Below are 21,672 nucleotides of genomic sequence, written 5' to 3'. Positions count from 1 at the left end.
CACTTCACCTACTGAATCACAGGCTGAATTTTTGGACTTGGGGGCGTTAAGATTGAATGACTAATCACCGATCGGGCAGGCTCACCAAATAACATTCGCGAAATTGCTTGGGTGACTTTGGGTAAACCTTGCAAATCCAGCCGTTCAACTGCTGTCAATCGCGCCTGCTGTAACTCTGTTTCAACTGTCTCAAATAATTTCTCTGGAGTGGATTCGCTAGGATGCAGATATCGCAACAGTCCAAATTCTTGCATTCGATTAGCGCGCATCAACTGTTCATGACCGGGTTTAATCCGAGGCACAGAAATCGTCCGCTTTGCCTGGGATAGCACTTCCGTAATCGTATTATAGCCCCCCATACAAACCACCAAATCGGCTGCATCAATGTAGCTCATCAAATCATTGGTAAACTCCATGATCTGCACGGATGGCTCGTTCTGCGCCATTTGATTCAGGGTATCTCTAACACTCGGATTCATTTCTGACCCTGTGACGATTAAGCTGCGGAAGGTTGGAGATCGCGTCGTGAGGCCCGTCAGATAATTTTGAATCAACTGAATCCCATCTTCACCCCCCCCTGGGGTTACGAGCACCAGTTTTTCATCACGACTGATGCCCAACTGTTGACGGAGTTTCCCGCGATCGACCTGACCGGGTTTCTTCCGCAGATAACCACAGAACTCCACTTTGTTGGCCACATCGACGGGAAATGCATATTCCTGGCGGAGATCAAACACTTCCGGCATTCCCACAACGAGGATACGATCGTAAATCAAATCCAGCGCACTAAAGTAATTGTGATCTTGCCATTCCTTGATTGTTTTTTCTGGTGCATCTAGAATATCGCGCAATAGCAGCACAAACTTCGTCTGCGGTTGAGTACATGTGAGATAGCGAATCGTCGTTGTCAGCTCCTCCCGCAAGCCAAATGGCTTCTTATCCACCAACATCATATCTGGCTGAAAACTCCGGGCTGCTGCGAGCATAATGTCCGATCGCAGCTTCAAAGTCGTCTCAACATCCGTACCCAAATATTTACTCGTCAATTCCCCCGATTCACTGCGATTGAGACAGGGCAATTTGATGTAGTCGAGTCCCTTGGGTAAGCGAAAGCTCTGAAGCATTGGCGAACCAGAGAGTAACAAGATTGAGAGATGCGGAATGGTTTCAAGCAGGTGTTCACAAATCGCCAACATTCGACGAACGTTACCTAACCCAAACGCATCGTGGGAATAAACCATTAATTTCATAGCGATCGTTAGGTAATAAATGAATCGATAACGATGTAGCTTGCATTCATTTCCGTCGGATGGATGGTTCCAGATAATGCATCATTTAATGCACCATTTCGCCCCATCTGCCCGACCAACTGACCAGATCGGCCCACACCCACGTAATAAAACCCCGCCTCTACCGCTTGATCAGGGTTGATAAAATTACGCCCATCAATCAAAATCGGGGATTCCATCAACTCACCCAACCGGGCATAATCGAGCCTCTGAAACTCCTGCCAATCCGTGACCAAAATTAAGGCATCACAACCCATCGCCAAAGCCGCAGGGGTTGACACCTGCTGCACATTTTGCAAACCAGGATGTTGAGAATTGGTTGGAATAATCGGATCATAAGCCTTCACCTTGGCTCCCAATCGCTGTAACTGTTCAATCAATTCCAAGGCTGGTGCATCGCGTAAATCGTCCGTATCCGGCTTAAACGTCAAGCCCAACAGCCCGATCGTTTTCCCTTTGAGAATCTTCAAAACCTGCTGAAGTTTCTCTAAGGCCAATAATTTCTGGTTTTGATTGGTCGCAATCGCCGCCTTGAGCACCTGCGCTTCATAGCCATAATCTGCCGCCGTATGGACTAACGCCGAAACATCCTTGGGAAAGCAAGACCCCCCCCACCCAATTCCCGCTTGCAAAAACTGGGTACCGATGCGGGAATCCAACCCTATACCCTGAGCGACCTGTGTCACATCTGCACCAACCCGATCGCAGATATTCGCCACTTCGTTAATAAAGCTAATCTTCGTGGCGAGAAACGCATTCGCAGCGTATTTGATCATTTCCGCCGAGGTCAAATCAGTAATCACGACTGGCACAGGGTTCGTATGATTGGGTGCAAGATATTCACCCACCTTACGATTCACTAATGGTGCATAGAGTTCCTGCATTATGGCGATCGCCCGTTGGCTGTTGCTACCCAGGACAATGCGATCGGGATTAAAGGTATCGTAGATAGCGGAACCTTCCCGGAGGAATTCTGGATTACTGACAATATCAAATCCAGCAATGCTTTCCTGTCGTTCTGCGACACTATCCAGCACAATCCGTCGAACCCAATCGCCTGAACCGATCGGCACCGTTGATTTGTTCACAATTACTTTGTAGCTACCGTTGAGATATTCGCCAATGCCACGGGCGACCGCTTCTACGTAGCGTGTATCGCTTTCACCCGTCGGTAAAGCTGGAGTCCCAACTGCGATGAAGAGAATGTCACCATGGGCCACCCCTAAGGCCAGATCTGTTGTAAAGCTCAAGTGATTTGCTGAAGCCACTTCTTGCATTAATTGCTCTAATCCTGGTTCATAAATCGGCGATCGCCCAGACTGCATCAAGGCGACTTTTTCCACATTGTTATCGACACAAATAACGTTATGTCCCAGTTTGGCTAAACAAACACCCGTCACTAAGCCTACATATCCAGTTCCGATGACACAAACACGCATAGAACGAACTCCGCATAGTTAATTTGGGGCGTAATCTGAATGGGGTCTCAACTATCAAATTCAGTTGCGCGCTCTTATGGTGTTCACTTTCTTATAGAAGAGTTAAGCAAACATGAAAAGTTGATGAGATATATCTCACGAAAATCGGGAACTTTTTCGTAACGTAAAGATTGCTACTCAAAATATAACGATCATCCCTCGAAATCGTAGCGGCTCTCGGATGCTGTCTGGCTGTTAATCTTCTCAAACACAATGCCAGTAAGGTTTTCAACCTTGAACTGTCAACGGATTCTAGGGCATTGAGCACGCTGAAACTTGGTACGCAGCTTTTGGACTGGCCGATCTCAATTGATCGCTTGCCAGTTAGATGAAACGTTTCTCATCCTATTGGATTATTTTTTAGAGAATGTTTGAAAAGTTATCATTAATCACATCATCCAGCCATGATTTTTAATCACAACTGGATGCTATCGCAGGGGCGTGATGCTATCGCAGGGGCGCGCCCTTAGAGACTTTTCCAACCCCCTCTCAGTGCTCCCAAAATCACCTAGCCCAATCGCTTCTATTCAGCATTTAAAAGAGCCTGAATCTTGACTAACAATTCGCTAAACTTAAATGGCTTCATCACAAAATCATGTGCGCCCATTGCCAATGCCTGAGCATGGTTACCATTATCACTCATGGCCGTTACGACAATTACAGGCACCTTTTTCGTTTGTTGCTGCATTTCCTCTAGTACCGCCCAGCCATCCTTCAGCGGTAAACCAACATCTAACAGCAATAGGTCAAATTCCTCCTTGCGCAGTAGGTCTAACGCCATTTCACCATCCTCTGCGATCCTCACCACAAAGCCATTTCTGACTAGTCCTTTTTCTACAAAGGCCGCCAAACGCACTTCATCTTCAGCAAGCAAAATACGGTTCATTCAAATCCTACAGGCTTCATACATAGGGCGATCCTGTCCCAACAAATGTTGTTGTCATGGAGGGAGACGCAAAAATTCATCCAGGAACGAGAATACCGCTCCTATTATCCCTATCAGAGGATCCCGAAATGTATGAGAATTTTCTTAGAATGGCTGACGGCTTTGCCAAGCCTTGCCTCAAGGCCGTTTCAGGCGATACCCAGCGCCCCTGACTGTTTCAATGACCTTGCTACCCAACTTTTTGCGGAGGTAACCCACATACACATCCACCACATTCGAGCCTGGATCATAGTCATAGCCCCAGACCCGATCGAGCAAGCGCTCCCGTGTCAAAACCTGCCCTGGATTCCGAAAGAACATTTCCGCCAGCGTAAATTCCCGCGATGGCAACTCTACCCATGTCTCCCGTACCTTGACTTGGCGCGTTCGCAGATCCAAAACCAAATCCCCCACTTCTAAAAGCACCGATTCCGAGGGGGTCGCTGCTGGGGGTCGCTCGCGCAATCGCACCTTAATCCGCGCTAACAATTCCTCAAATCGAAAGGGCTTAGTTAGATAATCATTGGCCCCCCCTTCAAAACCCGCCACTTTATCCTGAATATCATCCCTCGCCGTCACAATTACGATCGGTGCTTGAAATCCCTGTCCCCGCAGCGCTTCTAGCACTTCCAGTCCATCCTTCCCCGGCAAACCCAAATCTAATATCAGTAAGTCATAATTACCCCGGAGTGCCATTTCGATCGCCAAATTCGCATCCTCGACAATGTCAACCCTATAGCCATTGGCCTTTAAACCCTTTTCAATAAAGGCTGCAATTCGAGGTTCATCTTCGGCAATCAAAATATGGGGCATAGGACGATCGGTCGCGGGGTGATCGGTACAAAGCCAACAAAGCTTATACCCGACACGTATTTATACTCTGAGAGCAAACTACTACAGTTGTCGCTTCCGGATTGGCGATGAGGTGACACTCGCTAAAATTGGCACAACAATCATGAAGGTTGCCCCCTGGCCAATTTGGCTCACTAAGTGGACTTCTCCATGGTGGGCTTCGGCGATCGCCCGCACGATCGCTAGCCCCAAGCCCGACCCCTCCGATCGTCGTCGGCTCCTTGCCGCCCGCGCAAATCGCTCAAAAATCCGCTGTTGATCTTCAGTGCTCACACCTTCTCCCGTATCCCGCACCCAAATTCGCAGCGAGCGCCCATTATGACTCGACCCGATCGCAATCACCGCCCCTGGTTCTGTATGCTGTACGGCATTCTGCGCCAAATTCATCACAGCTTCCGTCATGCGCTGCCGATCGAGAAAGGCACTGCCCTGTGCCACCCGATCCAGTTGCCAATTGCGATCGCCCAAGGCCGTTGCTTTTGTTAGCAATTCCTCCGTTAAGATTCGCAAATCTACTTGCTCCGGTTGCAGAAAATCAGGCCGCTCCGCTTTCGTCAGCAAAATTAAATCATTCACTAAGCGCCCCATGCGATCGAGTTCATCATTCACCAAAGCCAGGGTTTCCGATTGTTCCATCGGGTCATTGCCCATCAGTTCCAAATGCCCCTGCACGATCGTCAAGGGAGTTCGCAACTCATGCCCAGCATCATTAATAAAATTCCGCTGGGTCGCAAATGCGGATTCTAGGCGATCCATCATGTCATTAAACGTCGTTGCTAATTCTGCGATCTCGCCATTGCCATCTACAGGCAACCGCGCACTCAAATCGGCTTCACTAATCTGATGCGCCGTATTCACCAAATCCCGCAAGGGCGACAGCAGCTTCCCCGACAGCCACCAAGCGATCGCCAGCACCAGAAACAATAACCCACCCAACACCTGAATCACGCCACTCAAAGCTTCGATCGCCTCTTGCCGTTCCCCATTGACACCATGGACGACCACCAACAGTCCCATCACATTGCCATCAACCACCACAGGCTGGATCATATATTTCAGGCTACCTAAGGCGGAATCGTGGTGTTCTAACTTCCCCCTTTTGAAATTCTTAAGACTACTCCAGCCCTTTACCAAACCCTGTTGTGGGTCAAGCGTTGTCGGTAAAGCTCTAGGACTCGACTTATAAAACTCCCCGTTAATAATGGCAATCAAAAACGTATCATCTTCTGGCACCCGCCGATTCAGATACAGCTCAAAGATCGTTTCTACCTCGCGCTTAGTTTGCGGTCGGGTCGTAAATGGTGGACGTCCATCTTCAACGATATTTTCTAGCTCCCGTCGATCGGCCTCATCCAAATCACCCCGTAAAATCCGATTAAAGTCCTCAACTTCTTCTTCTAAATCCTCCCTGACCCGCGCATCCACTTTAGAAAAGACCCGCTGCTGCATCAGCGGTAAGGCCACCACCACTAGGCCTAAAGTCAAACCCACATAACAAAGCAAGATGCGTGTCCGCGCCTCTCCTAACAAGTGTCGCCAAGTCAACAGGATTCGGCTTGCGAAAACATTACGCTTCATAGAGGTCGCTGGATCAGCATTTCTCTTCTGATTGGGACTCACACACACTCTCCAACTTGTACGATACCGAGATTTACTATCCATGATCGGTCGATCGGCTGCAATTCCAGCAACTTCAGACGATCAGCAAGATGCATCTGAAGCATCTCCGCGCAACCTACAGTTCGAGAGTGGGGATCCTTGGCTCACCTTCATGATTTAAAGGACTAGAGTTGCAAGTCCCGCCTCACTCCAGTTGATTTGTGATGTTGATTTGTCATAATGAAAATTGCTGGATAGGTCATGCCTTGTCGCTCGTCCGATCGCAATACGGCTAGAACCGATTCTCGCGCTGCTTCTGTGACGGCGTTGGGCTTGGTTTCTCCTGGATAAGCGAGCGATATTTCGGCATCCGATTTTCCATCCCCTCAAAGGGATTAGCTGCAAGATTGTGCTTCTACTCGACCTGAATTGCCCCCAACTTCCCCCAAGCTTTACTGGAGGGTAGCTTCAAAAGACCCTCAAGCAGGATGTATGTACCAGTCAACAGTTCAGTGAAAACTCTAGAACCCATTGAAAGGTTAGGCCCAAAAGGGATTTAGGGAAAAGCGGGTAGCGGGAATCGAACCCGCAACTAAAGCTTGGGAAGCTTTCGTTTTACCACTAAACTATACCCGCGTCGCTGCTCATCAGATTATACCAAATTCAAATTTTATTGGGACACCATTTGTCTAAGAAATTTCTGGGAACAATAGGAACATCACCCACGGGGAACAATAGGAACATCACCTAGCACCTAGCTATACGGCTATACGGAATGTTTAATGCAACTGAGCTACTAATTGACGACTTTGTAAAAAAGTTGCGCGAGGGCTACCGACGCACCTACGGCGGCCTCAAATGTGACTATGAAGAAATCATTGGCTGGGTGGGTGCCATGGCGATGGAAAATGTCGCCAATAGTGATGCTCTCTACCACAATGTGGAGCACTCAATTCTCGTTACCTTAGTCGGCCAAGAAGTCCTGCGAGGCCGACAAATTCGGGAAGGGGGCGTTTCCTGTGAAGACTGGCTGCACTTTATTATTTCTCTGGTCTGCCACGACATTGGTTATGTCAAGGGTGTCTGCCGCGCCGATCGCCATGGCTGGTATGCCACCGGCATTGGCGAAGAAATGATCCAACTACCCCACGGGGCGACCGATGCTGCCCTGACCCCCTACCATGTCGATCGGGCCAAACTGTTTATTGACGAGCGCTTTGGCAACCATCGCCTGATCGATGCCGAAGCCATCAAGCGCAATATTGAACTGACACGCTTCCCGGTACCCTCGGCGGAAGACCATCAAACCACCGATGACTATCCTGGGTTGATTCGCGGATCCGATCTAATTGGACAACTGAGCGATCCCCGCTATCTCAAGAAAATCAGCGCCCTGTTCTACGAGTTTGAAGAAACCGGAGTCAACAAATTGCTGGGCTACCGTAATCCCGGAGATCTGCGGAAAAACTACCCCCGTTTCTACTGGAAAGGGGTATATCCCTATATTCAAGATGGCCTGCGGTATCTTTCCCTCACCCAACAGGGCAAGCAAATTATCGCCAATCTCTACTCCAATGTTTTCGTGATTGAACATGAAACTCTGGATGGAGAATATATGTTCAACCATAAATCCCTCATGGATTAAGCGATCGCGTCCATGCAACGATCACGCCCCATTCAGCCGTACCCAGTCCAACTCAACCCAATGGCGATCGTGAGTCCCGAGGGGTGTAGAACTGGCACCCTTGACAAGGCCCAAAGGCATTTACCGCACACCGCAGGAGTTCCGATCGCGCATTGTATTGGCAGCTTGCGTCTCCCATCACCCACCGCCCATCAACCAAGCTCCGTTCCTCTGGGCAAGCCGAACTTTGTACGTAGATCGCAATCTTATGGAGACGATACCGTCCTGCTTTGAACTGATAGCGATGGCGTCGTTCTAGCACCGTATAGGTCTGACCTTCGAGGTTGAGGTAGGCTCCCGGTTGAGGGACCCAATCGAGGTAGACATTCCCCAAGGATTTTTGGGATGCCTGGAGAATGACCTCGGTGGGCAATGAAGGCTGCTCCATAGAAACTTAGAGGTGATGGGGTCAACATGAACGATCGCACAAAATGCTGCCAAAATCCACCATGAGGATGGAGGCACCCTCAACGATCGTTAACTTGATAGTAACTCAACTGCCTAGAGTCGATTCAGAAGGAAGCTCTGGGAATTCCAGGAGAAGATTTCACCTAGTTGATATACCCATGCCAAGGACTCACTTCTAGCCGTCCATTGGGTCGAAACACAACCTTAAAGGTCGCAAAGGACTGGGAGGGCGTTTGATCCGAGGTGGCTTCTTTGCCCAGACGAGGCAGGGGGGTCACATTCACATTGTCTCGGGCAGCGCGGTTATGGGGCTGAAAATCGAGAATGTTGCCCGCCTTGTCTACCCGTACACGGAACTGCAAATCATCATTAAAGGTCAGCGGATCCGTCCAAGCCTTAACCACCTGTTCCCTCAACTTAGGTTGGAGGGTCTCTACCTCAGCAGAAGCCGTAATTTCTGTGACTTCGCCGGATTCTGCGGAAGCCGTGGGAGAAGGACTCGCGGATGCCTCTGGGCTGGGCGTTGGACTGGGGCTTTCGCTAGGGCTGGGACTGGGACTTTCGCTAGGACTGGGACTAGGACTGCCACTGGGACTTTCGCTAGGACTGGGACTCGGGCTAGCTGCTGTTACCGCTTCCCAGGGGATGACTTCTAAGGATCCATCGGGTTGGAATGTCACCCGGTACTGGGCGATCGCCTCCGCGACGGGCTGTCCTGGTACGGGTTTAACCAGCAAACTGGGCAACGGCGTTTTCGCAGAATTTTTCAGAGCCGCTTCGTTCTGATCCTTGTAGCCCACAATGTTGCCATCTTTGCCTACACTGACTCGATAGACCAACGCTTCGGGCACCTGCGCCGCCACCGAATACTGCAACTTCAGTTTTTCCTCTAAGCCTGCCTGCAACTTGGCAATTTCTTCAGGATCGGTAATGGGCGGAACCTTATCCAGCGCCGTTTCCAGTTGCGATAAGTCCGGTGCTGTACTGGAAGGACTGGGCGACGGGCTAGCGCTGGCGGACGCCGTGGGGCTGGGTTGACTGCCGGGCTTGAAGTTTTGGGGCTGGCGAAACTCCGGGGTGGGCATCGCAAATAATGCTGCCCCCGCCAAGGCCAAACTCGACACCCCGATCGCCGCTGGAAGCGCCTGCTTCACCCCAATTTCCCGAGGGGCGTATTTCTTGGGCACTGGAGCCAAGTTCAACGACCAAAACGGCAGCGTTTGCGTATCGGCGACAAATTGATCGATCGCTTCCACGAGATCAAACAACTGCACCGTCGTTAAATTAACCACCCTGGGTTCCGAGGCCGTTCCCGCTTCAGAGGGCTCAACCCGGTAGGTGAGTTGGTGGGTATCTGGCCCCACTCGCTTGATCTGTACCAGCCCAGTCTTATCGCTGTAAAGGTGATGGGGCAGGGGAACTCCGCTCAGGCATTCCTGCGCATAGAGACTCACAGCCGTCACTAAACTTTCAAAAAATTCCCGGCCTCCCACCAGAGGTGTCTGGATCCCTTCCAAGTGGCATTCTGCATTGAGCAGCAAAGACATTACGGGACGTAACTCGGCGGGATTGAAATTGGCCATATCCCGAAAGCCCTCCAAAATGAGGGTGCAGTTGGGTAGGCTATATTGCCGCTGAATTGTACTCATGCCACTTCTCCATCAAACAGGCTAATCCACAACCGCTGCATTCCAGAGGTGCCTGTGCAAAATAACAATTGACCTAATAATTCCAGGGCGAGCTGGTTCAAGCTTTCGTCGGTGCTGTAGGCTAACACCGCTGCCCGCCGAGGATTCATCCGCGATCGAAAATGGGCTCGAAAGCGCTCTAAATAAGCTGCGAGGTAAAAGTCATCAGTGGGCGGCTGTTGTTTGTCTAGGAGCTGATGATAGGTCAGCAGGTGTTGTCGCACCACAACGGTCAACCGCCGTGCCAGGTTGCACAAAATGACGACGAGTGCTTTAGCCTCTACGACCGCCAAGGATCGCCGCTGATTGGTGCGACGCATAGGATTTGTACTCCGGAGCCGCCATAGGGTGACCCGATCGGGAATCACGCTGGTTAGCTCTAGATCCCGTGCCACGATGAGGATTGCCTCAGAACCGGTTAGGTCCAACGCCTCGATCGCTAATAACAGCAGATCAATCTGCGATCGCGTCCGACGGGGACAAACTCCATCCGGTAAAGGCGGATGGGGCAAAGTCTCGAGGATGATCGGCGTGGATGGAGCAGAGGGATTGTTCAACTGCATTACGCTCACAGAAATACTCACACGGGCGGTAGAGGATGATCTTATAGCAGGCGTCTCTCATGACGATTGCCACAAAGATTTGTTCTTAGCATGGGCAGAATCATCGGGTTTCTACCGCGCTGATTACACATCTTGCTTAACTTCCAGCAGCATTCTACCGGAATCGGGATAGCCTGACCGAAAATCTTTCTTCGAGGACATGGGAGAATAGAAAACGTTGTTTACCTCGATCGAGGCACCTAGTTTCAGCGATGGTCACAAAGCAGCTACTCAACCTGTCTCGGCACCTGTTTCAAAATGTATCCCGGCTAGTAGCCTGGCCAGTCTCCCGGCAATTAGTCTCCCGGCAATTAGTCTCCCGGCAATTAGTACTCAGCCTCTGTCTGATTGTGACGCTTTGCGTCCAAGGCTGTGCTGCGGTAGGGGTGAACGGACTGCAAAGTTTTTCGGATAGTTTAGATGGTTACCGCTTCCTCTATCCCACGGGTTGGGTAGAAGTGAAGGTCTCCAACGCTGATATTGTTCTCCACGACATTATTGAGCAGACTGAAAATGTCAGTGTTGTCATTAATCCAGTCCCAGGCCAGAAAAAATTACAAGATTTGGGCAGCCCGACGGATGTGGGGTATCAAATTGGCAAGAATGCCCTGGCACCGGAAGGATCGGGCCGGACAGCGGAATTGGTGAACGCCCAAGAAACCCAACTGGGGGACAAAGCCTATTACCTGTTGGAATACCTGGTGAAGCTGCCCAACGGTCAACAGCGTCACAATTTGGCTAGTGCAGTGGTCAGTCGCGGTAAGCTGTTTACCTTTAATGCTTCGACGCCGGAGGATCGCTGGGAAACCATGCAAGCCCTGCTGGAAAAATCGGTGCGATCGTTCAACGTTAACTAATTTCGGCAACTAATTTCACTGTTAACTAATTTCGGCAACTAATTTCACTGGCGACGGTACGAGGTTTGGTGCGATAGCCAGTCTGAAGATTAGAATTTTGGCTCGATCGGGGGATTTCCTTGATCGAGCTTTTGCTGGGTGATTTTGCGTCATGATGAAAAGGGTTAACGGTACTGGGCGCTATCCCTGGGAACTATTCCTGGGCACTGCTCCTGGGCACTATCCCTGGTCACTGCTCCTGGGCACCTGGACACCGACCCCAGGCTGTCAAAATTCTTGACCAGCTTGTTTGAATTCCATCGTTTGACTGCTTGCTTCTATGCCGATTCCCTTTGTTCTGGCCTCTGCCTCCCCTGCCCGTCGCCGTCTATTGCAGCTTGCAGGGATTGATCCCTTTGTCTACCCCAGTGCGTTTGATGAAGATCAGATTCAACTCACCGACCCCGCAGAGCTGGTTCAGGAACTGGCTCGCCAAAAACTGAACGCCAGCTTACAAAAACTCTGGTTGAACCGAGGCAGCGCGCCGGGGGGCTTTTTTAGCGATCAACCGGGAGTCATGTTGGGCTGCGATTCGGTCTTGGCGATCGGTGGCGAAATCCACGGCAAACCCGATAGTCCTGAGGAAGCGATCGCACGCTGGAAACAGATGCGTGGCCAAGTGGGCGAACTCTTTACAGGCCATGTGTTGGCCGGAGCCTACCGCAATCCAGATCACCTCCAACCCAGCTTCCAGGTGGTGAAATACCAGGTCACCAAGGTGTATTTTGCCAATCCCAGTGACGCGGAAATTACCGCCTACGTGGAGACGGGGGAACCCCTAAACTGTGCGGGGTGCTTCGCGATCGAAGGAAAAGGCAGCGTATTTGTCGAAAAAATTGAGGGGTGCCATACCAATGTCATCGGCCTGTGTATGCCCCTATTGCGGACGATGCTCCAGGAAGCGGGTTACAGCATTACCGACTTTTGGAAAGCGTAGATTGAGACCATGCAACCGTTAACGGAATGCAACCATTACCGATCGAGATTAGAAGATAAGCCACTGGGACTCTCTCCAGTCCCCGATCGAGGATTAGACTGCACATTCGAAGTTACGCCCCCAGAAGTTGCGCCCCCAGAAGGTCGCTGGCTGGGAGCTTTCTTGGACCAAGGAATGAGGGCATCCCGCGCGATCGCCTGGGACACGACATAGGCTCCGTAGCGGTTCAAGTGACTAGGATCGGAAAACAGATCATTCTTCGTCTTCCACTGGTAGGCCAAATTGCGATAGGTAAAGCCCCAAGCTGTGGCCTTTTCCGTCATGTATTGCTGGAAGGTCTCTTCGTACTCCCGCCGATGCACATCCAAATACTCCAGCGTCAACGGCAGGTTCACAAAAACTAAGGAAACCTTTTTAGCCTTGGTATAATCCACGATCGCTTTGAGCGCATCTTCCTGCTTACCCGGCAATTGGAAGGACTCATAGTCCCCATCAAAGGTGCCAGACACCCGAGTGTACTTTTGGTAATAGGTGGTGGGATTAAACTGATTGGACAACGGCAAGAACCCGTTGATATCGATTAAGCCTCGTCCACTGGAGGGAATCAGCAAACTTTGATTCGCGTCCTGCGAGGTTTCCGTTGGGGAGGGCTGGCTTCCGCCCAGTAGACGGGTTTGCAATGCGGTGAGTAGGGTCGATCGGTCGTCGTAGGCAGCGGATAATCGCCCCAGTCCCTCCGCCAGTTGTTTATCGAAGGTTTGGTAAGCCTCTTTGAGATGGGCTTTGGGCGCAGCACTGGCGGCCTCGGGATCTGTGGGAGCTGGAGAGGCTGCTTCTGATTGAGCGATCGCCGGCAGGGCCACGGGGGGCAGTTGCTTGAATCCCTCGGAAACGGCGATCGCGTTATACGTAATATCCACCCGACCACTGTTAAACGCCCGTGCGCCATCAGCCCAAATCACCAACTTGGGTAACTGGTTGGGGGCAATCAATCGCCGCAGCAACAGATCCACCACCTGTGCCGTCGCCCCATTGACCCCAAAGTTGAAGACCTTGACATTGGGGTAGCCTTCCTGGGCCAGCGCATCCTGTAGAGCCGTGGGATCGATGCCGCGCAAGGCCCGCGAACTTCCCACAATCAGCACATCCGGCACCCCCGATCGCTTGACAGACTGCTGATACAGCGCCAACCGCTCATCCAACTGTTCCGCATTCAAGCTGGGGTAGGGAGATTCCTTAGGATCCACGATCGCCTTGGCCTGGAGGGGGGCAGCGGGGAGATCCGGATTGATCCTGGTCAGCGTGGGATCCGTTTTGGCAGCGGTGATCATTCCAGGGCCTTCCTGGGTAAATCCAGAGGCATTGAAGGTGCTATCCGTGGGGGATTTGGATTTGTTCAGGCTGAGGCTGGGCAGTTGCACTGTTTCAGTTTTTAATTCAGGCTGGCTCCGAGCGAAGGATTGACCTAAATCCTGGGGCTGTGATTTGGACAGTATTCCCAGGCTCCAGTCGGCGGAGATGGCTACGCAAAGGCCCAGTAACCCCCAGACCAAGGCAAGGCGACTATCCGTTGCCACCGTTTTGTCGGGAACCAGCTGCTGGGTCGTGACCACGGGACTAAACAGGGTCGATCGAATCAAACCATCTTGGATCACCGCCGACCATTTTTCCCAACGCTGGCTCCAGGACTGCCGCTCCTTGCGGGGAATCCAGACCAAGGCTCCCGGCGGTGACAGCAGATCACCCACGTAGGCATCGGAGGCTGCAAAATCTGGGGTTGCTTCTGGCACAACCCGCAACTTGGCTCCTAAATCAACCCCCCGCCGCCAGCTCGGTTGGGACTGACCCGATCGGCGACCATAGAAACACAGCCCCGTCAGGCCCGGTACAGGCACCTCGCGGAAAAACTGGGTTAGCGTTGCCACAGTGGGCTTTTGGGGCGGGCAGTGGAGGGAGTCCGCCATGATATGCAAAATCGAATCCCGCTGCCGAACTTGCAAATGAATGCCGCCCGTCGCTAGATATTGGGCCAGATCCGGATTCAGTCGTCGGGTTAGCAGGTAGGCGATCGCGCCCAAGTCCCCCCGTTGTGCCAGGGAATTGGCTGATTCTGCCAGATCCACCTGATTGGCAGCGGGGAGTTCCAGCCAATGCACCCAGGTGGCCTGCTGCGGGGATGCCTGCGCCTCCAACCCGTAGATGCTGGCACCATGCAGGCCACGGGGAGCCAAGGGGGAGAGCACCTGTTCGATCGCTGCAACCGTCAGACCTTGATCCGGTGCAGCACGGTGGCCCGCACAGTGGATATGCAGGGTTGTTTGATCAACCTGTAGGGAAATTTGGGCGTAGGTGACCCGCTGGTTGAGTAATTGGGTCAGAGCAGCGGCATCGCCCCACTGCCCCCACTGCCGCAGCATCTCTTGCGCCGGAGTCAAATTCACGCGCAGCGTCCAATCGGGTTCGGCTTCTCCCTGGACTTGCCCCAGCACGATCGCATCTTGGAATTGGTCAAGCTTCAGTTCCCGCAGGCGTTGGGCGATCGCTTCTGCGATCAAACTGGCGTCCACGCTATAGGAGGATTCGCACATTACCCAGAGGCGTTGGGTCACGAGGGCACTGGGAATGGGCGATCGATCGGTCGCAATGGGCTTGGCCTTAACCCGGACGGCAATGTTGTATTGGCTTAAGTGCTGGCTGAGGTAGTGGGCGATCGCCGTGGGCTTACCACTTTCGGCGAGGGACTTGAGGGACTGCGGGGCTGCCTTGGGGCGCAACGGCGGCACCGAAACCCGCTCCGAGGAAGGCATTGCAGAGGAGACGGGCTCAGGAGGCTGGGAAGGGATGGGGGAGAGATCCCAAGGTGCGGGCGGCGACGGCGGAACTTGAGCCGATCGAGACGACGACTTGCCTCTGGGCGCGTGTTGCGCCGGTGGTTGTGCTGGTGCTTGCGCTGGTTGCTGTTTGGCCCAAAGCTCACCAATCTGGGAGATTTCCAAGGTGTCTGCCCAGCGCGGCTTTTGATCCCCTAGTGCCCGACCATAGACCACAACCCGATGCAGGATTGGACTATCCGAAGGCAATAAACTTTCAAACCGAGATTGGGCGATCGCGGCGATTAATTGTTGACGCACCTGAGCTTGGGGCGGGCAGGGATTTCCCTGGCAGAGAATGTAGAGGCTATTCCCCCGTAGCCGTACCTGGACAGCATCCTGGGGCATTTCCAACACACGCGACAGCCATTCTCCCAGGGGTAGCGGGGAAAGCCCTTGAGAATCTTTGCGGAGGGAGGGGCGCTCAGGTAGGTTTAACATCGCAACTAACGACTCGGTTGAACAGAATGGGAGTAGCGATCTGACCCTATAGCCAGTTTGTTCTTTGGCAGATCGACCCTACAGATAGTGCTCCTGAGGAACACTTGCCGTTTTCAACAGATGATACACCCTTGTTTCAATTCGATCTCAGAATCCCATCGTTCAATCGATCGAATTGAGGTAATTTGCTCCCATGGCTCCTCGCATTCTACCGTGCATTCCAGCAGTAGCAGGATCCATAAAGACGCTAGTGGATCCTGCTGTAATCTAGGGAAGAAGGGATCTCAAATCGCTGATGCCCTCAGCAACTTAACTCAGTGGCAACCTAGCCCAGCAGTTAACCTGCATCACTCACCTCAGCCGCAATTTCTGCGCAACTTCTTTTCAGTTACAGTTTTCAGCTACCTTATTTAAGTCGCAATTTATTTAAGTCGTAATTTCAAGTCGCAAGATTGCAGTGGCAACTTTGGAATTTTCAAGTGGAAATTCCAAAGTTGTTAGGTTGTTTCCGTTCAGTTGGAATCAATGCCCTTAGCAATCCCAGAACTTCGGGCTTGCTGAATCTGGTATTGCTGAATACAGTCTTGAGGAACATCGCCCGGTTTATTGGAAGTTGTCGCCCTATGCAAAGTTCCCACCGCGTACCATTCAATTCAATCTCCTCGGAGCGGGATAGACGATCATTTGGATCCGATTTAATCGTCACTACCGCGACCCTATCTTTGCTCACCCTCCTCAAAGGTGGACGAATGCTGTCTCAGGGGCTGCAATCCTTCGGTCTTTTGAGCGAGGAGTTATTTCGAGGCGATCGCTTGCCAAACTTGGACTTTTTTCAACCCACCGCAAACGATCCCACGCCCGTGTCTTCCTCAGATTCCTCCCCATCGGGAATGGGCTGAAGTTGGCTGATGAATCGTGTCTCCCTCCCCTGCAATGACTGGAGAAAGACACGTAAGCCCATACAATGATGAAGTATCTCTGCTGAAACTGCCGCTATGAGTTCGATTCGCCCATCATCCGATGAGTTGTCCACCCAGCTCCCTGCAATGACTGTTTCAGAGAATGTTTTGGAGGACGTGGCTGTCATGACCTCAGAACTTTTTCTGCGCCATCGCCTCAAAATGGTCGAGGACTTGTGGGAGTCAGTCTTGCGGCAGGAGTGTGGACAGGCCCTCGTAGACTTATTGAATCAGTTGCTCGATCTATGTTCCCCCGAAGGACAGGCGGCTAATTCCGAAGCCTCCGATGCCCTGAAGGTGGTGGAACAGTTAGAACTGAATGAGGCAATCCGGGCAGCCCGCGCCTTTGCCCTCTACTTTCAGTTAATCAATATTGTGGAGCAGCACTACGAGCAACGCGATCAGCAGCTTCAGTACCGCGCAGCGCAAGAGGTGGTCGAGGCGGATGAAGTGGGTAGCTACTGGGATTTGGAAACCGTCGGAGAAACCCCCCACTCCTACAACAGTCTGGAGTCTGACCTGTTGCATAAAAAATCCCAGCATCCGCAGGCCAGTCGGCGCGGGGTTGGCACCTTTCAGTGGCTCTTTCCTCGGCTGAAGAAGTTGAATGTGCCACCTCAACAGATTCAAAAACTGGTCGATCGCTTAGAAGTTTGGCTCGTGTTTACCGCCCACCCCACGGAGATCGTCCGGCACACGATTCGTGACAAGCAACGCCGCATCGCCAAACTCTTGCGGGAACTCGATCGGGCGGAAAGCAGTGGCCCCCATGCTGCCACATCCTGGGAAGCCCAAGGCTTACGCGATCGCCTAATGGAGGAAATTCGCCTGTGGTGGCGTACCGATGAACTGCACCAGTTCAAGCCGACGGTTCTGGACGAAGTGGATTACACCCTGCACTATTTCCAGGAAGTGCTGTTCGATGCCATGCCTCTGCTCTTCCAGCGGTTGCAGCAGTCCTTAACCGCATCCTTTCCGCAGATGCAGTTGCCGCGCTATAACTTCTGCCGCTTTGGTTCTTGGGTGGGCAGCGATCGGGATGGCAACCCCTCCGTAACGCCCCAGGTCACCTGGCAGACGGCCTGCTACCAACGGCGCTTGGTGCTAGAAAAATATATGCAGTCAGTGAAGCGACTGATTGACTTGCTCAGTCTGTCCCTGCATTGGAGTGATGTGATGCCGGACTTGTTAGAGTCCCTAGAGCAGGATCGCGTCCGGTTGCCCAAGGTCTACGATCGCTTGGCCATTCGTTATCGCCAGGAACCCTACCGCCTCAAGCTGGCCTACATTCACAAACGCCTGGAAAATACCCAGGAGCGCAACCAGGAACTGTTCAACGGCGATTGGCAACAGCCGGAAAATACCGACTGGGATGAGGCCATTTACTACAAGTCCGGAGATGAGTTTCTGGCAGAACTGCGGCTGATTCAAAAAAATCTCAGCGAAACCGGATTAAGCTGTCGGGATTTAGATTACCTGATCTGTCAGGCCGAAATCTTTGGCTTTATGCTGACCCACTTGGACATCCGCCAGGAAAGTACCCGCCACTCCGACACGATCGCAGAAGTGGTGGAGTACCTGCAAATTCTGCCCAAGTCCTACAACGAGATGTCTGAGCCAGAACGGGTGGCCTTCCTGACCCAGGAAATTAAAACCCGTCGGCCTCTGGTGCCTCGGGAACTCCCCTTCAGCGACAAGACCAAGGAAGCGATCGAAACCCTGCGCATGGTGCGAGCCATCCAGCGGGAATTTGGCACGGGCATTTGCAAGTCCTACGTCATCAGCATGAGCCACGATGTCAGCGATTTGCTCGAAGTCTTGCTGTTGGCGAAGGAAGCAGGACTGTATGATCCCGCCAATAACGCCAGTACCTTGCAAGTGGTGCCGCTGTTTGAAACCGTGGAAGACTTGCAGAAAGCCCCCAAGGTGATGACCGAACTGCTGGAATTACCGTTCTATCGCAGTATGTTGGCCAGCAGCCAAGCTGCCGATGGGGATAGTCCCGTGATCCAAGAAGTGATGCTGGGGTATTCCGACAGTAATAAGGATTCCGGCTTCCTCAGTAGCAATTGGGAAATTCACAAGGCCCAGCAAGCCTTGCAACAGATTGCTCAGCGTTACAATGCGGAGCTGCGCATCTTCCACGGGCGAGGGGGATCGGTGGGTCGTGGCGGTGGCCCTGCCTACGAGGCAATCTTGGCCCAACCGGGGCCGAGCATGAATGGCCGCATCAAGATCACGGAACAGGGTGAAGTCTTGGCGTCCAAGTATTCCCTACCGGAGTTAGCGCTGTATAACTTGGAAACGGCTTCTACGGCGGTGCTACAAGGGAGTTTGCTGGGGACGAAGTTCGATGAAATCGAAGAATGGCAGCAAATTATGGAGGAATTGGCGGCGAAGTCGCGCGGCCATTACCGCAAGTTGATCTATGAGCAGCCCGACTTTATCGACTTTTTCCATCAGGTCACACCGATCGAGGAAATCAGCCAACTGCAAATTAGTTCCCGTCCGGCCCGTCGGGGAGGGAAGAAAGATTTAGGCAGCTTACGGGCCATTCCTTGGGTGTTTAGCTGGACGCAAAGCCGCTTTTTGTTACCTGCTTGGTACGGGGTGGGAACGGCTTTGCAGGAATTTTTGGATGAGAAGGAAGATCATCTCAAACTCCTGAGCTATTTCTATGTGAAATGGCCCTTCTTTAAGATGGTGATTTCTAAGGTGGAGATGACCTTGGCCAAGGTGGATTTGCAAATTGCAGAGCACTATGTCCAGCAGTTATCCCTCCCAGAAGATCGGGAACGGTTTGAGCGGCTATTCGAACAAATTGCCCAGGAATATCACCTGACACGGGATGTGGTACTGACCATTACCGGGCATAAGAAATTGCTGGATGGCGATCCCGAGCTGCAACGATCGGTACAGCTCCGCAATGGCACGATCGTTCCGTTGGGATTCCTGCAAGTATCATTGCTGCAACGTCTGCGGCAACACAAGAGCAGTTCTGCCACAGGCATGATGCGATCGCGCTATAGCAAAGGTGAACTGTTGCGAGGAGCACTACTGACAATCAACGGGATTGCTGCGGGAATGCGTAATACAGGCTGATGTACGGTTGACTCACCGCAATTGACTCACCGCAATTGGCTAAATTATCGAGATAAGGTACGGATTACGCTCTAAAAGAGATCCGTACCTTATTTTGTGTTGATTTAAATTGCAGCTACGGGTAGCTTAGGCATTCTGCTAACAGGCAGCCTCCATCGTGTTCTCATACGGTGTTCCCATTCCGTATTGCGATCGCAGATAGTGAACCAACATGGAGGGAAGGGAAAAGTGAGCCGTCGTTTGTTCAATCAGAGAACGTGACTTTAAATACTTGAGGGATTCTAAAAGTGCAGTATTGGAAATGCTAGGAGATAGACGCTGTTGGAGATCCCCAAAGGAAAGCGGCTGATTCTGATCCGCTAAAATCTTGATGATTCCCTGTTCCAAATCAGATACATCCCCCAGTTGCTGATCTAAAAAATCCTGTAGATCAGCAAACAATAGTGCCTTGTTCTGTAGGAAATCTGCGATATTTCCCCCAAATAGATGTTGGATCACACGAGCAACCATACACAAAACTTGAGGATGACCATTATAAAAGCTCACGAGATCATGCCAGTCTCGAGTCGTGCCTTGGAACTGCCCGATCGGTTGTAGCATCTGTTGAATATCTACTAAGGTTAAGCCTTGCAGTCGTAGGGAGTTGATCCCGAATAGATGATCGGACACCGCCCAGTGTAACTGCGGATCAATCTGGCTGGTTGCAATCACACAGCTTTGATGTCGCCCGATCGCGAATTGCCGAAGGAAATAACTGTAAGCTTCACAGGTCGCTTCACGAGTCGCTTCATCGTTGACTCCATTCCTCAACAGACTAGGCTGGCTCGAAACCGAAAATGCGCTCCGGGGTTTAGCGATCGACTCAATATTATCGAGGATGACCAGACAGCGAAACCGATTGAAGCAATCCGTCAAGTATCGCATCTTGATCCCTAACGGTTCTGATGGGGCTGGGCTGGTAGAATAGGGCGCAAAGTGATGAATTAAATCATCAAGAAAGTGATTAAATGGCAACAGTGGAGTCGATCGTGAAATCGGTTTTAAACTACGCCAAAGAACGATCTGAAAGTGCGATTGTATCTGTTCCGCCAATTTGGTGGCGAGCCAAGTCTTACCAATTCCACCCATCCCCACAAGCGTTACAACGCGACAATGATGGTGGTTAATCCAGTGGGTCAAAGTTGCTAGTTCTGTACTGCGACCATAGAACGTAGAAACATCCGGTGCAATTCCCCAATTCACAGAATACGGTGAAGTAGCCATTCGATCATTTTGCAGTCCCTGAGAAGGGTGATCTACAAAGTTTTTCTCTACAAAAGGCTGATCGATCGGAATGGGTTCAATCTCAAAAGGACAGATATAATCTTCCTTTTCTAAGGTCAAGTTAAAGGCACTGAAATAGCGAAACAAGGTGCGTCGATCGACACTCACTTGCCTTGCATGAACTTTACTGAGGGTATGGGTGGAGAGTCCAGTCTTTTCACTTAAGACTTCTAACGTGACAGATTTTGCGTCAGGATGCCCACCACTCAATTGAGTGATCGCCGTTTGCAGTCTGTGGAAGCCTTGAGGACTCAGAATGGCAATTTTCCGATGTCGTCGTTGCGTTTGGGGCGTTTGCGTTGAAGGCGTTTGTGTTGAAGGCGTTGGAGTTTGGGGCATTGGAGTATTGGACATCATTAAGAGCACAAGTAATACGAGGAAAACGCACAAGCATAGAACACAATCTTTTTTTGGTAGCGTACGGCAATTACGCGAGGAGGGTGAACAAGTTTACATTTAATTTAATAAACGAACGGAGTATTTAACTGAAGCGATCGGCTCCTGATTTCGACCAATTAATGAATCGAGAGAAGGATAAAAAAAACTATAAAGTTTCAGGCTTAAGATCACAAACTTCGATGGTGTTTCTACAACTGAACTGGTTAATCTCATAGTGGTA

Annotated in this window: 15 protein-coding genes and 1 tRNA gene; 5 read left to right on the top strand and 11 right to left on the bottom strand. The window is 51.5% G+C overall.

From position 1 onward, the window contains the following. Positions 1 to 8 precede the first annotated feature (8 nt). The 6 genes from H6G21_RS00645 to H6G21_RS00620 all read right to left on the bottom strand — a co-directional run bounded on the left by H6G21_RS00645 (position 9) and on the right by H6G21_RS00620 (position 6,779). A complete protein-coding gene (locus H6G21_RS00645) occupies positions 9 to 1,250 on the bottom strand; it encodes a glycosyltransferase (RefSeq protein ID WP_190569457.1) in 1,242 nt (413 codons plus the stop codon). 8 nt (positions 1,251 to 1,258) lie between these two features. Further along, positions 1,259 to 2,728 carry a UDP-glucose/GDP-mannose dehydrogenase family protein gene (locus H6G21_RS00640; protein WP_190569454.1) on the bottom strand — a complete coding sequence of 490 codons (1,470 nt, stop codon included), beginning with the start codon at positions 2,726 to 2,728 and terminating at the stop codon, positions 1,259 to 1,261. A gap of 562 nt (positions 2,729 to 3,290) precedes the next feature. Beyond that, positions 3,291 to 3,653, bottom strand: a complete 363-nt coding sequence (locus H6G21_RS00635; protein ID WP_190569452.1) for a response regulator — start codon at positions 3,651 to 3,653, stop codon at positions 3,291 to 3,293. A gap of 177 nt (positions 3,654 to 3,830) precedes the next feature. Beyond that, positions 3,831 to 4,505 (bottom strand): response regulator transcription factor, encoded by a 675-nt coding sequence (locus tag H6G21_RS00630; protein ID WP_190569450.1) that lies wholly within the window; start codon positions 4,503 to 4,505, stop codon positions 3,831 to 3,833. Between the two features lie 81 nt (positions 4,506 to 4,586). Then, the gene (locus tag H6G21_RS00625; protein WP_347277951.1) at positions 4,587 to 6,035 is read right to left on the bottom strand and encodes a HAMP domain-containing sensor histidine kinase; all 1,449 of its coding nucleotides are present in this window, start codon (positions 6,033 to 6,035) and stop codon (positions 4,587 to 4,589) included. 673 nt (positions 6,036 to 6,708) lie between these two features. Beyond that, positions 6,709 to 6,779 (bottom strand) — tRNA-Gly (locus H6G21_RS00620). A 139-nt stretch (positions 6,780 to 6,918) separates the two neighbouring features. Between H6G21_RS00620 and H6G21_RS00615 the strand changes: the two genes are divergently transcribed. Then, positions 6,919 to 7,788, top strand: coding sequence for an Npun_R2479 family HD domain-containing metalloprotein (locus tag H6G21_RS00615; RefSeq protein WP_190569446.1), 870 nt, complete (start codon positions 6,919 to 6,921; stop codon positions 7,786 to 7,788). A gap of 52 nt (positions 7,789 to 7,840) precedes the next feature. On the opposite strand, the gene H6G21_RS00610 is transcribed toward H6G21_RS00615, so the two are convergent. The 3 genes from H6G21_RS00610 to H6G21_RS00600 form a co-directional block, all read right to left on the bottom strand. Continuing rightward, positions 7,841 to 8,215: a DUF6464 family protein gene (locus tag H6G21_RS00610; RefSeq protein ID WP_190569444.1), complete on the bottom strand. Its 375-nt coding sequence runs from the start codon at positions 8,213 to 8,215 to the stop codon at positions 7,841 to 7,843. Between the two features lie 163 nt (positions 8,216 to 8,378). After that, positions 8,379 to 9,884 carry a DUF4335 domain-containing protein gene (locus H6G21_RS00605; RefSeq protein WP_190569442.1) on the bottom strand — a complete coding sequence of 502 codons (1,506 nt, stop codon included), beginning with the start codon at positions 9,882 to 9,884 and terminating at the stop codon, positions 8,379 to 8,381. Further along, a complete protein-coding gene (locus tag H6G21_RS00600; RefSeq protein ID WP_190569440.1) occupies positions 9,881 to 10,507 on the bottom strand; it encodes a DUF3038 domain-containing protein in 627 nt (208 codons plus the stop codon). The genes H6G21_RS00605 and H6G21_RS00600 overlap by 4 nt, the downstream gene beginning before the upstream one ends. Positions 10,508 to 10,737: 230 nt before the next feature. Here H6G21_RS00600 and psbP point away from each other — a divergent pair, with 230 nt between their 5' ends. Both psbP and H6G21_RS00590 read left to right on the top strand, forming a co-directional pair. Next, positions 10,738 to 11,382 (top strand): photosystem II reaction center PsbP, encoded by a 645-nt coding sequence (gene psbP, locus H6G21_RS00595; RefSeq protein WP_190569438.1) that lies wholly within the window; start codon positions 10,738 to 10,740, stop codon positions 11,380 to 11,382. A gap of 319 nt (positions 11,383 to 11,701) precedes the next feature. Next, complete coding sequence (locus H6G21_RS00590; RefSeq protein ID WP_190569436.1) at positions 11,702 to 12,358, top strand: nucleoside triphosphate pyrophosphatase; 657 nt, start codon at positions 11,702 to 11,704, stop codon at positions 12,356 to 12,358. Between the two features lie 35 nt (positions 12,359 to 12,393). Here H6G21_RS00590 and H6G21_RS00585 read toward each other — a convergent pair whose 3' ends face one another. Continuing rightward, complete coding sequence (locus tag H6G21_RS00585) at positions 12,394 to 15,669, bottom strand: hypothetical protein (RefSeq protein WP_190569434.1); 3,276 nt, start codon at positions 15,667 to 15,669, stop codon at positions 12,394 to 12,396. Positions 15,670 to 16,418: 749 nt separating this feature from the next. On the opposite strand from H6G21_RS00585, the gene H6G21_RS00580 reads away from it, so the two are divergent. Beyond that, a complete protein-coding gene (locus H6G21_RS00580) occupies positions 16,419 to 16,568 on the top strand; it encodes a hypothetical protein (RefSeq protein ID WP_190569432.1) in 150 nt (49 codons plus the stop codon). Positions 16,569 to 16,664: 96 nt separating this feature from the next. Further along, entirely contained in the window at positions 16,665 to 19,730 is a 3,066-nt protein-coding gene (gene ppc, locus H6G21_RS00575; RefSeq protein ID WP_190569430.1) for a phosphoenolpyruvate carboxylase, read from the top strand. A 138-nt stretch (positions 19,731 to 19,868) separates the two neighbouring features. Here ppc and H6G21_RS00570 read toward each other — a convergent pair whose 3' ends face one another. Continuing rightward, positions 19,869 to 21,392: an ATP-binding protein gene (locus H6G21_RS00570; RefSeq protein ID WP_190569428.1), complete on the bottom strand. Its 1,524-nt coding sequence runs from the start codon at positions 21,390 to 21,392 to the stop codon at positions 19,869 to 19,871. Positions 21,393 to 21,672: the final 280 nt, after the last annotated feature.

Source organism: Alkalinema sp. FACHB-956 (genome assembly GCF_014697025.1).
Classification (GTDB): Bacteria; Cyanobacteriota; Cyanobacteriia; order Leptolyngbyales; family Leptolyngbyaceae; genus Alkalinema.
The sequence above is the reverse complement of the archived record's forward strand: the minus strand, read 5'-3'. Positions and strand labels throughout refer to the sequence as shown.

Coding starts and splice junctions, on each gene's coding strand:
- H6G21_RS00645 (WP_190569457.1), bottom strand. CDS start 1,250: ATGAAATTAATGGTTTATTCCCACGATGCGTTTGGGTTAGGTAACGTT.
- H6G21_RS00640 (WP_190569454.1), bottom strand. CDS start 2,728: ATGCGTGTTTGTGTCATCGGAACTGGATATGTAGGCTTAGTGACGGGT.
- H6G21_RS00635 (WP_190569452.1), bottom strand. CDS start 3,653: ATGAACCGTATTTTGCTTGCTGAAGATGAAGTGCGTTTGGCGGCCTTT.
- H6G21_RS00630 (WP_190569450.1), bottom strand. CDS start 4,505: ATGCCCCATATTTTGATTGCCGAAGATGAACCTCGAATTGCAGCCTTT.
- H6G21_RS00615 (WP_190569446.1), top strand. CDS start 6,919: ATGTTTAATGCAACTGAGCTACTAATTGACGACTTTGTAAAAAAGTTG.
- H6G21_RS00610 (WP_190569444.1), bottom strand. CDS start 8,215: ATGGAGCAGCCTTCATTGCCCACCGAGGTCATTCTCCAGGCATCCCAA.
- H6G21_RS00605 (WP_190569442.1), bottom strand. CDS start 9,884: ATGAGTACAATTCAGCGGCAATATAGCCTACCCAACTGCACCCTCATT.
- psbP (WP_190569438.1), top strand. CDS start 10,738: ATGGTCACAAAGCAGCTACTCAACCTGTCTCGGCACCTGTTTCAAAAT.
- H6G21_RS00590 (WP_190569436.1), top strand. CDS start 11,702: ATGCCGATTCCCTTTGTTCTGGCCTCTGCCTCCCCTGCCCGTCGCCGT.
- H6G21_RS00585 (WP_190569434.1), bottom strand. CDS start 15,669: ATGTTAAACCTACCTGAGCGCCCCTCCCTCCGCAAAGATTCTCAAGGG.
- H6G21_RS00580 (WP_190569432.1), top strand. CDS start 16,419: ATGCTGTCTCAGGGGCTGCAATCCTTCGGTCTTTTGAGCGAGGAGTTA.
- ppc (WP_190569430.1), top strand. CDS start 16,665: ATGAGTTCGATTCGCCCATCATCCGATGAGTTGTCCACCCAGCTCCCT.
- H6G21_RS00570 (WP_190569428.1), bottom strand. CDS start 21,392: ATGCCCCAAACTCCAACGCCTTCAACACAAACGCCTTCAACGCAAACG.